We start from the raw sequence: 13,445 nt of genomic DNA on the forward strand, positions 1-13,445 counted from the left end.
AAAGGACATGACCGGATAATGCGTTCGACACGATCGGTTTCGCTGCCGCTGCCTTCCGAGGAAGATGACGGCCTCCGCAGGCTTCTCCGCCGCCATTTGAGGCTCTTGACGGGGCTGGCGCTGCTTGCCGGCACGGCCGCCATCGCGGCGAGCCTGGCGACGTGGGCGGTCGACGATCCGTCCCTGTCCTACGCGGTCGACAAGGAGCCGGTGAACGTGCTCGGCCTGCCGGGCGCGATCATCGCCGATCTGCTGATGCAGTTCTTCGGCCTCGCCGTCGCCATGCTGCTGCTGCCGGCGGTGATCTGGGGCTGGCGCGGCCTGTTCGGCGGCCGTCCGTTCCGCAAGACCATGCTGCTTTCCTGGATCGGCGCCAGCGCGCTCGCCGCCGCCGTGCTCGCGCTCGTGCCCGTCACCGCCAAATGGCCGCTGCCGACCGGCATGGGCGGCGTCATCGGCGACATCATCGCCCGCCTGCCCGGCCTCGTCGTCGGCACGCCCGTCGACAACACCGCCACGATGATTTCCGGCGCGCTGTTCGGCATCGCCGCCCTGGCGCTCTTCCTGCATTCGGCCGGCTTCGTCCGCTTCGGCCGCGAGCCCGAGGAGCGGCCGGCGGCGCCGGAGCCCGTGCGCTCGGCGCCGAAGCGGCAGCGCCCCGAGGATCGCTTCGACGATGGCGACGACCTGCTCGGCGAGGAGGAGCGCTCGAGCTTCCTCACCGTGCCGCTCGGCGCGCTGGCGCATTTCGGCTATTCGGCCAAGGCGAGCCTCGCCCGCCTGTTCGGCCGCAAGTCGGGCGAGCAGGCGGAGCGTCGCGCCGCCTTGGCCGACCCGGACGATCGCCCGATGCGCGACCGCGTCGAGCCGCGCCTGGCCGGCGCCGCCAAGGCACCCGGCCGCGTCCGGGTGGCGGAACCGGAAGACGATTTCGACGACGGCTCGAACGAGGACGACGCCGACTACGACCTGGCGCCGAGCCCGGCGCCGGCGCGCGCGCCCGCTGCCCGCGCCAAGCCCGGCAAGCGCCAGACCCGCGAGGCGCAGCCATCGCGCGGGGCCAACGACGTGTTCGAGCTGCCGCAGCTCGACTTCCTGACCCCGCCCCGCGCCGCCGATCCGCGCATGAAGATCAACACCGAGGCGCTGGAGCAGAACGCCCGCGTGCTCGAAGGCGTGCTCGACGATTTCGGCATTCGCGGCGAGATCATCCATGTCCGCCCCGGTCCCGTCGTCACCCTCTACGAGCTGGAGCCCGCGCCCGGCATCAAGTCGTCGCGCGTCATCGGTCTCGCCGACGACATCGCCCGCTCGATGAGCGCGATCGCCGCCCGCGTCGCCGTCATCCCCGGCAAGAACGCCATCGGCATCGAGCTGCCGAACGCCCGCCGCGAGATGGTCTTCCTGCGCGAGATGCTGGCCGCCGAGGATTTCGAGCATTCGAAGGCCCGCCTGCCGATCGGCCTCGGCAAGACGATCGGCGGCGAGCCGGTCGTCGTCGACCTGTCGCGCATGCCACATCTGCTCGTCGCCGGCACCACCGGCTCCGGCAAGTCGGTCGCCATCAACACCATGATCCTGTCGCTGCTCTACCGGCTGACGCCGGCCGAGTGCCGGCTGATCATGATCGACCCGAAGATGCTGGAACTCTCCATCTATGACGGCATCCCGCATCTCTTGACGCCCGTCGTCACCGATCCGAAGAAGGCCGTCGTCGCGCTGAAATGGACCGTGCGCGAGATGGAGGACCGCTATCGCAAGATGTCGAAGGTCGGTGTGCGCAACATCGACGGCTACAATGCCCGCGTCGGCCAGGCCAAGGCGCGCGGCGAGATCCTGACCCGCACGATCCAGACCGGCTTCGACAAGGAGACCGGCGAGGCGATCTACGAGCAGGAAGACCTGCCGCTGGAGCCGATCCCCTACATCGTCGTCATCATCGACGAGATGGCGGATCTGATGATGGTGGCCGGCAAGGACATCGAGGGCACGGTGCAGCGCCTCGCCCAGATGGCCCGCGCCGCCGGCATCCATGTCATCATGGCGACGCAGCGCCCCTCGGTCGACGTCATCACCGGCACGATCAAGGCGAATTTCCCGACCCGCATCTCGTTCCAGGTCACCTCGAAGATCGACAGCCGCACCATTCTGGGCGAGCAGGGCGCCGAGCAGCTGCTCGGCCAGGGCGACATGCTCTACATGGCCGGCGGCGGCCGCATCCAGCGCGTGCACGGCCCCTTCGTTTCCGACGAGGAAGTCGAGAAGATCGTCGGCCACCTGAAGCTGCAGGGCCGGCCCGATTATCTCGACGCCATCACCGAGGATGACGGCGAGGACGAGGGCGGCGGCGATCCGTCGGCTTCCGTGCTCGGCGGCGAGGAATCGAACGACCTCTACGACAAGGCCGTCGCCGTGGTCTTGCGGGACCGCAAGGCCTCCACCAGTTATATTCAGCGTCGGCTGTCCATCGGCTACAACCGCGCGGCATCGCTGATCGAGCGGATGGAGCAGGAGGGCCTCGTCGGCCCCGCCAACCATGCCGGAAAGCGGGAAATCCTGGTCGAGAACAACGAAGACGGGCGCTACTGACGCCCCGAAATCGCCATCAACCGGCAATAGGCCGCAGGGCATGACGGACGCAATCGCCGGTCAGCCCGGCTCATGACGCGAAGGATGTCCATCGTGACGATCGACACGGAAACCGGCACGACGCGGCGGCGCTTCCTGGCCCTTTCGGCCGGGCTCGCCACGGCGGCGGTGGCCGCTCCGCTGCTGACGGCGGGCGAGGCTTTCGCCGCGTTCAACGCCGACCAGAAGGCGGCGCTCAGCAAGATCAACGCCTATTTCAATTCGATCCGCACCATGCAGGGTCGCTTCATCCAGTTCGGCCCGAATGGCGAGCAGTCGGAAGGCGTGTTCTTCATCTCGCGCCCCGGCAAGATCCGCTTCAACTACAGCCCGCCGGTGCGGATGGACGTCGTCAGCGACGGCAACCAGGTCGCCATCCGCGACAACAAGCTGCGCACCCAGGATCTCTATCCGCTGAAGCGGACGCCGCTGCGCTACCTGCTGGCCGACCGCATCGATCTGACCTCGTCCAACATCGTGCGCAAGATCATCGAGGAGCCCGACCTGATCTCGCTGGTGCTGGAACAGGAGAGCGCGTTCGGCGGCGGCAGCCTGAAGCTGATCTTCGACACGCAGACTTACGAGCTGCGCCAGTGGGTCGTCACCGACGCGCAAGGGCTCGACACCTCAGTCGCCGTCTATGACGTCGAGATCGGCCGTCCCGCCGATCCCAAGCACTTCAAGATCGACTACTACCTGCCGAACAAGAGCCTGAAATAATCGGCTCGCGCCGATGTGAACGGCGGTGATGCCGGATTGTCACGCCGGTCCTTGAATCCCCCGCCGGGCTCCCCAAATGTTAGAAACAGCGGGCCATTCCATCGATCGGTAGTGCCCCCCGTCTCGCCGAAGATGGTCCCGCGAAGCGCCGCGTCTCTGACGGGCGCAAGGCGCTGTAAAGCGCAACGCCCAGCTTCCCCCCCGGAGCTGGGCGTTTCCTTTTGTGGCCGGCGTAGCCGGTCGCCGCCCCTCCCGGTCCTGTCCGCGAGCCCGCCGTCCAACCGCACAATTTTGCCGAGAGCGATTTTGCTTGGCGATCGGCGGCACGATCCCGTATGCCGACCCGGCGCTCTTCTCGCCGCCGGAACCCCTTCATGACCATCAGCATCGCGACCTGGAACATCAATTCGGTCCGCCTCCGGATCGATCTCGTCACGTCCTTCCTCGAGGCGCACCAGCCCGACGTCCTCTGCCTGCAGGAGATCAAGTGCATCGAGGACAATTTCCCGGCCGGCGCCTTCAACAAGCTCGGCTATGTCCACCAGGCCGTGCACGGCCAGAAGGGCTATCACGGCGTCGCCACCGTCTCGCGCAAGCCCTTCGTCGAGACGAAGCGGCGCGGCTTCTACGGCAAGGAGGATGCGCGCCACATCCAGGTCGCGCTGACCGACCGCGACCTGCCGATCACGCTGCATAATTTCTACGTTCCCGCCGGCGGCGACGAGCCGGATCCGGCGATCAACGACAAGTTCGAGCACAAGCTCGGCTTCCTGAACGAGATGAAGAGCTGGCTGACCGGCGCCGAGACCAGCGGCCCGGCCATCCTCGTCGGCGATCTCAACATCGCCCCGTATGAGCACGATGTCTGGTCGCACAAGCAGCTTCTGAACGTCGTCAGCCACACGCCGGTCGAGACCGAGCTGCTGGAAGAAGTGCGCGAGGCCGGCGGCTGGATCGACGCCATGCGCCACTTCATCCCGAAGGACGAGAAGCTCTTCACCTGGTGGAGCTACCGCGCCAAGGACTGGGAGACCTCCAATCGCGGCCGCCGCCTCGACCACGTCTGGGTGACGCCGCCGCTCAAGGCGCGCCTGCAGGGCATCGAGGTGATCAGCGAGGCGCGCGGCTGGAACAAGCCGTCCGACCACGTCCCGGTCATCGCCCGTATCGCGGTCTGAGGCGCCGGTTTTTGACGCGCCTCTTTGCGCCTGAATTCTCTCCTTGAGGGTCAAGATCGCCCCGGCGATCTTGGGGAGGGGCTTTCTTCGGAGCGGTAGTGGCTCAAGCCCGCCCGATCCGCACGGCCGCTCACCTCTCCCATGGGAGAGGTCGGAGCGAAGCTCCGGGTGAGGGGTTGGGAGTTCTCCGGTGAGGCCTGAACCCCTCGCCCGCCGGCCTTCGGCCGTCGACCTCTCCCCATGGGAGAGGTGAAGCACTCTCCGTCATCCCGGACGCCGCGAAGCCCGGGATCCCTCCAGCCAAGCCTTGGGAAAATCGAGCGTGCGCCCGGCATGGATCCCTGCTTTCGCAGGGATGACGGCGGAGTGTGTGTCGGCCGTTCGTGGCTCAACGGCGCAAGTTGGTACGCGCGAAGCTCATCATCGGTGAGGACGAGCCGAAACGACGGCGCCGGATGGAACGCCGGCGCCTCCCCACCCTCGCCGTCATCCCTGCGAAAGCAGGGATCCATCGCCGCCGAAGCCTGGGGAGCTGAGCCGTGGTCCTTCGACAGCCGCCAAATCATTATACCAATCGGTTGACTATTCCGTCACAGGCGCTATATTCAACTACATGGTTGACTATAGCGCACCCCTTCTCGACGACGTGTTCCATGCCCTGGCCGATCCGACCCGGCGGGCGATGGTGGCGCGGCTGTCGCAATCGGAACAGACGGTGAGCGAGCTCGCCGCGCCGTTCTCGATCACGCTTGCCGCCGCCTCCAAGCACATCAAGGTGCTGGAACGCGCCGGGCTGATCGCCCGCACCGTCAGCGGCCGCACCCATGTGTGCCGGCTCGACGCCGCACCGATACATGCCGGCATGGAGTGGATGCGCCATTACGAGAAGGTCTGGCAGCAGAGCCTCGACAGGCTCGAGGACCTGCTCGTCGCCGAGGATGCGAAACGGGAAGACGCGGAACGCGAGACGGGGGCCGATCCGAACCCGAAACGGGACGGCAAACAAGGAGTCCAGTCATGACCATGCTTGATCAGACACCATCCGGCGAAACCTTGCTCAGCGAGCTCATCGCGAAGGATGCGGTACGCATCGAACGCCTGCTGCCCGGGCCGATCGAACGCCTGTGGAACTACTGGATCGATCCGGACAAGCGCCGCACCTGGTTCGGCGCCGGCGAGATCGAGCCGCGCACCGGCGGCCGTGTCGGCATTCTGATCCGCAACGCCGATCTCTCCGACGCGGGCGACCTGCCGCCGCCCAAATATGCCGAACACGGCAATGAGAACCGGATCATCGGCCATGTGACGGTCTGCGAACCGCCGCGCCTCTTCGGCTTCCGCTGGCAGCACGGACCGGACCTCGAATCCGACGTGCGCGTCGAGCTGGAGCCGCGCGGCGACAAGGTGCTGCTGCGCCTGACCCATACCCGCCTGCCCTCACGCGCGGCGCTGGTCAGCGTCTCTGCGGGATGGCAGACCCATCTCGGCATTCTGGAAGCCCATCTCGCCGGCGAAACGCCGCAGAGCTTCTGGCGCACCATGACGCGGCTCGACGCGATCTACGACCAGCGCATTCCGCCCTGGTAGCGCCTCGGGGGGCGCCGCCCCCCGACCCCGCATCTTCCTCGCATACCGACTTCACATCCCTCTGATTCAGCCAGGGAGGCTGTCATGCTGCTCAAAAACAAGATTGCCGTGATCTATGGCGGTGGCGGCGCCATCGGCGGGGCCACCGCCCGCACCTTCGCCCGCGAGGGCGCCGAGATCTTCCTCGCCGGCCGCACCCGCGAGCGGCTCGAGACCGTCGCCGCCGACATCCGCGCCGAGGGCGGTCGCGTCACCGTCGACATCGTCGACGCGCAGGACGAGGCGTCGGTCGACGAACATGCCGACCGGGTCGCCGAGCGCGCCGGCGGCATCGACATCGCCTTCAACGCGGTGAGCGTCGTGCACCGGCAGGGCCTGCCGCTGGCCGAAGTCAGCCTGGACGAATTCGAGCACACGATCGGCGGCAACACGCGCACCAATTTTTTGACCGCGCGGGCGGTTGCCCGCCACATGCGAGAGCGCGGCGGCGTCATCCTGACGATGACCGCGCCGGGATCGCGGGTGACGCATCCGGGCTTCCTCGCGCACGGCATCGCCTGCAGCGCGGTCGAGACGTTTTCGCGGCTGCTCGCGGTGGAACTCGGCCAGTTCGGCGTCCGCGTCATCTGCCTGCGCTCCGACGCCATCCCCGACGCCGTGCCGCTCTCCTACACGCGCGAGCTGTTCGACGGCATGACGCGCGGCATCGGCACGACAACGGAAGCCTGGCTCGAAGTGCATGCGCGGGATACGCAGCTCGGCCGCCTGCCGAGGCTGGAGCAGATCGCGGACTATGCCGCCTTCGTCGCCTCGGACCGCGCCGGCGCCATGACCGGCGCGCTGGCAAACTTGACCTGCGGCTCGCTGCTCGACTGAGCCGGAGCGGGTCCTAGTGCGGATCCGCGTCGAACCGGCCCTCGAGCCGGCCGAGATCGCCGACGGTTTCCATCAGCCGGTCGGCGATCATCGTGTGCATGCGCTGGGCGACTTCGGGATATTCCGTCAAGATGCGCCGCATCAGCGTGCGGTCGATCTCGACCACCAGCGCATCGCCCAACGCCGTCGCCGTGGCAGGGCGGCGCGTCTCGATGAACAGGGCCGTCTCGCCGATCAGCGTGCCCGGGCCATAGACGCCGAGCACGACGCGATCCTCGCCGCCGCGCGACAGCTCGATCTCGCCCGACATCACGACGAATCCTGACAGCGCCTTTGAGTCAGCGCGGAACAGCACCCGCCCGGCCGGCAGCTCCAGCCGGGTCGCGCTGAAGGCGATGAGCCGCAAATGGTCCGTCGCCAGTTCCGCGAACAGCGGAACGGTCGAAAGCCTTGCGATATCCTGTTCCAGCGTCACGCCGATATTCCTGCCCCGAGCCGCGATCGAAGCCGCATGGCCGGCCTGTGTTTCATGGAACCAGCTTGTAGCCGCCGGCTTCCGTCACGAGCAGCTCCGCGATCGAGGGCTCGCGCTCGATCTTCTGCCGCAACCGGTAGATATGCGTTTCGAGCGTGTGCGTCGTGACGCCAGAATTATATCCCCAGACTTCGTGCAGCAACACATCGCGGCCGACGACCTTTTCGCCGGCGCGGTAGAGGAACTTCAGGATCGACGTTTCCTTCTCCGTCAGCCGGATCTTCTGGCCGCGCTCGTCGAGCAGCAGCTTGGCGCTGGGGCGGAAGGTGTAGCGGCCGATCGAGAAGGTGGCGTCCTCGCTCTGCTCGAACTGGCGCAATTGCGCGCGGATGCGGGCGAGCAGCACGGCGAAGCGGAACGGCTTCGTCACATAGTCGTTGGCGCCGGCCTCGAGGCCGAGAATGGTGTCGGATTCGGAATCATGCCCCGTCAGCATGATGATCGGCGCCTTGAAGCCGCCCTTGCGGAGCAGTTTTACCGCCTCGCGGCCATCCATGTCGGGCAGCGTCACATCCATGATCAAGAGGTCGGTCGGCTCGCCGCGCGCCCGCTGGACACCCTTGGTGGCCGTCGGCTCGTCGAGCAGCTCGAACTCTTCATAAAGCGACAATTGCTCGACAAGACTTTCGCGCAGCAGGTCGTCGTCGTCGACGACCAGAATTCGCCGTGCAGCCATGGCGCTTGCCCCTGACGTTTTCTTCGGCTTTCGTAGGCCGGAACCGAAGCATTCTTCCAATTCGATCGGCTAAGGTGTAGCCCTCAATTGTGGCACCGCGCAAGCAAGCGCCACGCTTCCCCCGAAAGTCTTATGCGCCGGCACAACCGACAGACCCTGCTCGTCCAGCCCCGTCCCGGCTGCCGCACCCGTGGTGTGCTCCGGCTCGGCAATCTCAGGGTTCCCTGCGCGCTCGGTCGCTCCGGCGTGACGCACGCCAAGCGCGAGGGTGACGGCGGCACGCCCGCCGGACGCTATGCGCTCCTCGAAGTGCGCTACCGGGCCGATCGTATCCAACGCCCGCGGACGGCGCTGCCGCTGCGCCAGACGCGCCCGCGCGACGGCTGGTGCGACGGCAAGGGCGACCGCAACTACAACCGCCCCGTCACCCTGCCCTATCCCGCCAGCACCGAGACGATGTGGCGCGACGACGCCGTCTACGACGTTGTCGTCATCCTCGATTGGAACCTGCGCCCGCGCCGCCAGAACGGCGGCAGCGCCATCTTCTTCCACTTGGCCCGCCCCGGCTACACGCCGACGGAAGGCTGCGTCGCCGTCAGCTACCCGGACATGCTGAAGATCCTGGGGCGATTGAAGCCCGGCGCGGCGATCGCGGTGCGGTGAGAGGTCCCCAATTGGCGCAACAGCCCTCACCTCTCCCATGGGGAGAGGTCGGAGCGAAGCTCCGGGTGAGGGGTTGGGAACTCTCAGGATGAGACGCTACGGCGGAGATAGACCGGCGAGGACGTACCCCCTCACCCGCCGGCCCGCGGCCGTCGACCTCTCCCCATGGGAGAGGTGAAGGAAGCCTGTCATCCCTGCGAAAGCAGGGATCCATGCATCCACGCCCTCGGGATTTCACACGAAAACGCCAGCCAACCCGGCTGGATGGATCCCGGGTCAAGCCCGGGATGACGGCGAGCGCGTTGCGCAGGCTGGCTCCATGCTCGTTCAGCAAAGGGATCGGGCCAAAGACGGGAACCTCCGCCTTTGGCGTCTCACCCGGCCTGATCGCCCGGCTCGTCCGGAGCGACGGCGGAGACGATCGGCGGGCGGGAGCCGAAGATGGCGCCGCCGACGCGGACATGGGTGGCGCCGAAGGCGATCGCCGTTTCGAAATCGCCGCTCATGCCCATGGAGAGGTTTTCGACGCCGATCTCCGCCGCGAGCTTGGCGAGCAGGGCGAAATGCGGCCCGGCCGCCTCGCCGGCCGGCGGAATGCACATCAGCCCGTCGATCGCGAGGCCATGCACCGCGCGGCAGCGTTCGACGAACGCGGCCGCCTCGCGCGGCCCAATCCCCGCCTTCTGCGGCTCCAGCCCGGTATTCACCTGCACGAAAAGCTGTGGCACGCGCCCCTGCTTCTGGATCTCGACCGCCAACGCCCCGGCGATCTTGTCGCGGTCGACGGTGTGGATGGCGTCGAACAACGCGACCGCTTCCTTCGCCTTGTTCGATTGCAGCGGCCCGATCAGATGCAGCTCGATATCGGCCGTCTCGGCGCGCAGCAGCGGCCATTTCGCCTGCGCCTCCTGCACGCGGTTCTCGCCGAAGCGGCGCTGGCCGGCGGCGATCACGGGGCGGATCTCGTCGACGCCGAACGTCTTCGACACGGCGATCAGCTCGACCGAGCTATCCGGCCGGCCGCTCGCGGCCTCCTTGGCGCGGATGCGTTCGAGAACGGCGGCGAGGCGCGACTGGACGTCGTCGGGCTTCAGATCAGGCATGGCGCGCTCCGTATCCTAGAGGTGCTGCGGCCTAGCATGCGTCGCAGCAAGGCTCAACCGATCGGCGGACCGCCCCCGGGCGCGCCTCTCGCCGCTGCGGCAGCGTTAGCGGTTGACCGGGCGGTGCGTTTCTGGTGAAGGTCGCACCCTGCTCCGGCGGCGTTACACCGCCCTTTTCCTCTCTTTTTCGACGACGGACCATGGCCATAGAACGCTACAACCCTCGTGACGCCGAACCGCGCTGGCAGCGTGCCTGGGCCGAACAGGGCATTTTCGAGACGAAGAACGACGACCCGCGTCCGAAATACTACGTGCTGGAAATGTTCCCCTATCCGTCGGGGCGCATCCATATCGGCCATGGCCGCAACTATGTGATGGGCGACGTGGTGGCGCGCTTCAAGCGCATGAAGGGCTTCAACGTCCTGCATCCGATGGGCTGGGACGCCTTCGGCCTGCCGGCCGAGAACGCCGCCATCGAGCGCAACAGCCATCCGAAGATCTGGACCTACGAGAACATCGAGACGATGAAGGCGCAGCTGAAGCTGCTCGGCCTCTCGCTCGACTGGAGCCGCGAGATCGCCACCTGCGATCCCTCCTATTATGCCGAGCAGCAGCGCATCTTCACCGATCTGCACGCCGCCGGCCTGGTCTATCGCAAGGAGAGCGAGGTCAACTGGGACCCGATCGACAACACCGTGCTCGCCAACGAGCAGGTGATCGACGGACGCGGCTGGCGCTCGGGCGCGCTGGTCGAGCGGCGCAAGCTGTCGCAGTGGTTCTTCAAGATCACCGATTTCGCCGAGGAGCTGCTCGCAGCGCTGGACGGCCTCGACCGTTGGCCGGACAAGGTCCGGCTGATGCAGCGCAACTGGATCGGCCGCTCCGAGGGCCTGATGGTCCGCTTCGGCCTCGACGCCATCTCGGCGCCGCAGGGCGAGAGCGAGATCGAGGTCTACACCACCCGTCCGGACACGCTCTACGGCGCCTCCTTCGTCGCCATCGCCGCCAACCATCCGCTGGCCGCCAAGCTCGCCGAGACCAACCCGGCGCTGGCCGAGTTCATCGTCGAATGCGGCCGCACCGGCACCTCGGCCGAGGCGATCGAGACGCAGGAGAAGAAGGGCTTCGACACCGGCATCCGCGCCAAGCACCCGCTGGTGCCGGGCTGGTACCTGCCGGTCTATGTCGCCAACTTCATCCTGATGGATTACGGCACCGGCGCCGTCTTCGGCTGCCCGGCGCATGACCAGCGCGATCTCGACTTCGCCCGCAAATACGGCCTGCCGGTCAAGGCGGTCGTGCTGCCGGAAGGCGCGGATTCGCTGACCTTCGAAGTCGGCGACACCGCCTATACCGATGACGGCACGCTGTTCCATTCCGACTTCATGAACGGCATGACCATCCCCGAGGCGAAGGAGGCCGTGGCGCTCCGGCTCGAGGGCCAGATCCTCGGCAATGCGCCGCAGGCAAAGCGCCAGGTGAATTTCCGCCTGCGCGACTGGGGCATCTCGCGCCAGCGCTACTGGGGCTGCCCGATCCCGATCATCCATTGCCCGAGCTGCGGCCCGGTCGCCGTGCCGAAGGAAGACCTGCCGGTCCGCCTGCCGGAGGACGTCACCTTCGACAAGCCCGGCAACCCGCTCGACCGGCATCCAACCTGGAAGCACGTCAAGTGTCCGCATTGCGGTGAAGCCGCGACGCGCGAGACCGACACGATGGACACGTTCGTCGACTCGTCCTGGTATTTCGCCCGCTTCGCCAGCCAGCCCGGCCAGGCGCCGCTCTCCAAGGACGCGGCCGATCACTGGCTGCCGGTCGACCAGTATATCGGCGGCATCGAGCACGCGATCCTGCACCTGCTCTATTCGCGCTTCTTCACCCGCGCGCTCGAGCGCACCGGCCGCGTCTCGGTGACGGAGCCCTTCGCGGGCCTGTTCACCCAGGGCATGATCGTGCACGAGACCTACAAGGACCAGAACGGCAAGTGGCTGTTCCCGGAAGAGGTCGAGAAGCGCGCCGACGGCACTTCGGTCAAGGTCGGCACCGATGAGCCGGTGACCGTCGGTCCGCCGGAGAAGATGTCGAAGTCGAAGAAGAACGTCGTGCCGCCGGAAGTGGTGGCCGAGACCTACGGCGTCGACTGCGCCCGCTGGTTCATGCTCTCCGACACGCCGCCCGAGCGCGACAGCGAATGGACGGAAGCCGGCATCGAGGGCGCCTGGCGCTTCACCCAGCGCCTCTGGCGCCTGGTCGGCGATGCTGTCGAGCTCTCGGAGAAAGACGCGCCGAAGCCCGATACGTTCGGTCCGGAGGCGACCGCGCTGCGTCGCGCCAGCCACAAGCTGGCCGCCTCGGTCGAGGAAGACATCGAGCGCCTGCGCTTCAACGTCGCCGTCGCCCGCATTCACGGCTTCGCCAACGTCTTCGGCGACGCCATCTCGGCCGCACGCAAGAACAGCGAGACCGGCGGCGGCAAGCCAGCCGCCGACGTCGCCTTCGCGCTGCGGGAAGCAGCCGAGTTCCTCGTCGCCGCCATCGGCCCGATGATCCCGCATCTGGCGGAAGAGATCTGGGGCCTGCTCGGCCATGAGGGGCTCGCCGCCGAGGCCGCCTGGCCGGTCGTCGATCCGGCCCTGCTCGCCGAGGACGAACTGGTGCTGCCGATCCAGATCAACGGCAAGAAGCGGGCGGAATTGACAATCTCCGCCACCGCGTCGGAAAGTGAAATCGAGTCCGCCACCCTGGCCCTCGACGGCGTCGTCAAGGCGCTGGAAGGCCGTGCCCCCCGCAAGATCGTCATCGTGCCGAAGAGGATCGTCAATGTCGTCGTCTGATTACGGCCGGGTTCCGGCCTCGGCCGCCGGGCGGCTGGCGCGCGCCGGCCTCGTCGCCGTCGGCCTCGGCATGCTCGCCTCGGCCTGCACGGTGCAGCCGGTCTACATGCCGATCGCCCAGGGACCGCAGGTCGCCGCCGATCTTTCCGCCATCTCGGTCGAAGACGTCAGCGACCGCGTCGCGCAGGAAGTGCGCAACAACCTGATCTACGGCTTCACCGGCGGCGGCAAGGCCGCGCCGACCCGCTATGAGCTCTCCATGCGGGTCACGTCGGCCGAGGCCCGCCTCGGCTTCGAACGCGACGAGACGGCGCCGGCCTATTCGGTCACCGTCACCGTCGCCTACGAGCTGAAGGAAATCAGCAGCGGCAAGGTCATCCTGCGCTCGCTCAACCGCGGCGTCGCCTCCTATGACCGTTCGAACCAGGCCTTCGCCAACCAGCGGGCCCGGATCGATGCCGAGGATCGCGCCGCCCAGGCGGTCGCCGACGACATCCAGCTCCGTCTCTCGGCGGCGCTGGCAACCCGCAAGACCAGCTAGGTCGCCCCGGCGCTCCGCGCCGACGACCTGGCGGTTTGTTTGACTGCGTTTTCACAGGGCGAAGCGGCCACCGCTTCGCCCGAAACGTTTGAGGCCGACCGGAC

At 67.3% G+C, this 13,445-nt stretch carries 12 protein-coding genes; 9 read left to right on the plus strand and 3 right to left on the minus strand.

What is annotated here, in order from left to right; all coding sequences use genetic code 11:
• Positions 1–18: 18 nt before the first annotated feature.
• From K32_RS21845 to K32_RS21870, 6 genes are all read left to right on the plus strand, one after another.
• A complete protein-coding gene (locus K32_RS21845) occupies positions 19–2,589 on the plus strand; it encodes a DNA translocase FtsK (protein WP_201401518.1) in 2,571 nt (856 codons plus the stop codon).
• Positions 2,590–2,673: 84 nt separating this feature from the next.
• Positions 2,674–3,348: an outer-membrane lipoprotein carrier protein LolA gene (locus K32_RS21850; RefSeq protein ID WP_244669675.1), complete on the plus strand. Its 675-nt coding sequence runs from the start codon at positions 2,674–2,676 to the stop codon at positions 3,346–3,348.
• A 374-nt stretch (positions 3,349–3,722) separates the two neighbouring features.
• The gene (xth, locus tag K32_RS21855) at positions 3,723–4,526 is read left to right on the plus strand and encodes an exodeoxyribonuclease III (RefSeq protein ID WP_201401519.1); all 804 of its coding nucleotides are present in this window, start codon (positions 3,723–3,725) and stop codon (positions 4,524–4,526) included.
• A 613-nt stretch (positions 4,527–5,139) separates the two neighbouring features.
• Positions 5,140–5,547, plus strand: coding sequence for a helix-turn-helix transcriptional regulator (locus tag K32_RS21860; protein ID WP_201401520.1), 408 nt, complete (start codon positions 5,140–5,142; stop codon positions 5,545–5,547).
• Positions 5,544–6,113 (plus strand): SRPBCC family protein, encoded by a 570-nt coding sequence (locus K32_RS21865; protein WP_244669677.1) that lies wholly within the window; start codon positions 5,544–5,546, stop codon positions 6,111–6,113. Before K32_RS21860 ends, K32_RS21865 begins: the two co-directional genes overlap by 4 nt.
• Positions 6,114–6,197: 84 nt before the next feature.
• Positions 6,198–6,989 (plus strand): SDR family NAD(P)-dependent oxidoreductase, encoded by a 792-nt coding sequence (locus K32_RS21870; RefSeq protein WP_201401521.1) that lies wholly within the window; start codon positions 6,198–6,200, stop codon positions 6,987–6,989.
• 13 nt (positions 6,990–7,002) lie between these two features.
• Here the strand turns inward: K32_RS21870 and K32_RS21875 are convergent, their stop codons facing one another.
• Together K32_RS21875 and K32_RS21880 are read right to left on the minus strand one after the other, a co-directional pair.
• Positions 7,003–7,464, minus strand: a complete 462-nt coding sequence (locus K32_RS21875; RefSeq protein WP_201401522.1) for a cyclic nucleotide-binding domain-containing protein — start codon at positions 7,462–7,464, stop codon at positions 7,003–7,005.
• Positions 7,465–7,516: 52 nt separating this feature from the next.
• Positions 7,517–8,200 carry a response regulator transcription factor gene (locus K32_RS21880; RefSeq protein ID WP_018182190.1) on the minus strand — a complete coding sequence of 228 codons (684 nt, stop codon included), beginning with the start codon at positions 8,198–8,200 and terminating at the stop codon, positions 7,517–7,519.
• A gap of 132 nt (positions 8,201–8,332) precedes the next feature.
• Between K32_RS21880 and K32_RS21885 the strand changes: the two genes are divergently transcribed.
• Positions 8,333–8,863, plus strand: coding sequence for a L,D-transpeptidase (locus K32_RS21885; protein WP_201401523.1), 531 nt, complete (start codon positions 8,333–8,335; stop codon positions 8,861–8,863).
• A 374-nt stretch (positions 8,864–9,237) separates the two neighbouring features.
• On the opposite strand, the gene K32_RS21890 is transcribed toward K32_RS21885, so the two are convergent.
• Positions 9,238–9,966: a YggS family pyridoxal phosphate-dependent enzyme gene (locus K32_RS21890; protein WP_201401524.1), complete on the minus strand. Its 729-nt coding sequence runs from the start codon at positions 9,964–9,966 to the stop codon at positions 9,238–9,240.
• 200 nt (positions 9,967–10,166) lie between these two features.
• Here K32_RS21890 and leuS point away from each other — a divergent pair, with 200 nt between their 5' ends.
• Together leuS and lptE are read left to right on the plus strand one after the other, a co-directional pair.
• Positions 10,167–12,800 carry a leucine--tRNA ligase gene (gene leuS, locus K32_RS21895; protein WP_201401525.1) on the plus strand — a complete coding sequence of 878 codons (2,634 nt, stop codon included), beginning with the start codon at positions 10,167–10,169 and terminating at the stop codon, positions 12,798–12,800.
• Entirely contained in the window at positions 12,787–13,341 is a 555-nt protein-coding gene (gene lptE / locus K32_RS21900) for an LPS assembly lipoprotein LptE (protein WP_201401526.1), read from the plus strand. The genes leuS and lptE overlap by 14 nt, the downstream gene beginning before the upstream one ends.
• Positions 13,342–13,445 lie beyond the last annotated feature (104 nt).

This window comes from Kaistia sp. 32K, from assembly GCF_016629525.1.
Taxonomy (GTDB): Bacteria; Pseudomonadota; Alphaproteobacteria; order Rhizobiales; family Kaistiaceae; genus Kaistia.

Bases quoted from the DNA above. Each gene is read 5' to 3' on its own strand.
- xth (WP_201401519.1), top strand. From the start codon at position 3,723: ATGACCATCAGCATCGCGACCTGGAACATCAATTCGGTCCGCCTCCGG.
- K32_RS21850 (WP_244669675.1), top strand. From the start codon at position 2,674: ATGTCCATCGTGACGATCGACACGGAAACCGGCACGACGCGGCGGCGC.
- K32_RS21845 (WP_201401518.1), top strand. From the start codon at position 19: ATGCGTTCGACACGATCGGTTTCGCTGCCGCTGCCTTCCGAGGAAGAT.
- lptE (WP_201401526.1), top strand. From the start codon at position 12,787: ATGTCGTCGTCTGATTACGGCCGGGTTCCGGCCTCGGCCGCCGGGCGG.
- K32_RS21860 (WP_201401520.1), top strand. From the start codon at position 5,140: ATGGTTGACTATAGCGCACCCCTTCTCGACGACGTGTTCCATGCCCTG.
- K32_RS21880 (WP_018182190.1), bottom strand. From the start codon at position 8,200: ATGGCTGCACGGCGAATTCTGGTCGTCGACGACGACGACCTGCTGCGC.
- leuS (WP_201401525.1), top strand. From the start codon at position 10,167: ATGGCCATAGAACGCTACAACCCTCGTGACGCCGAACCGCGCTGGCAG.
- K32_RS21890 (WP_201401524.1), bottom strand. From the start codon at position 9,966: ATGCCTGATCTGAAGCCCGACGACGTCCAGTCGCGCCTCGCCGCCGTT.
- K32_RS21885 (WP_201401523.1), top strand. From the start codon at position 8,333: ATGCGCCGGCACAACCGACAGACCCTGCTCGTCCAGCCCCGTCCCGGC.
- K32_RS21870 (WP_201401521.1), top strand. From the start codon at position 6,198: ATGCTGCTCAAAAACAAGATTGCCGTGATCTATGGCGGTGGCGGCGCC.
- K32_RS21865 (WP_244669677.1), top strand. From the start codon at position 5,544: ATGACCATGCTTGATCAGACACCATCCGGCGAAACCTTGCTCAGCGAG.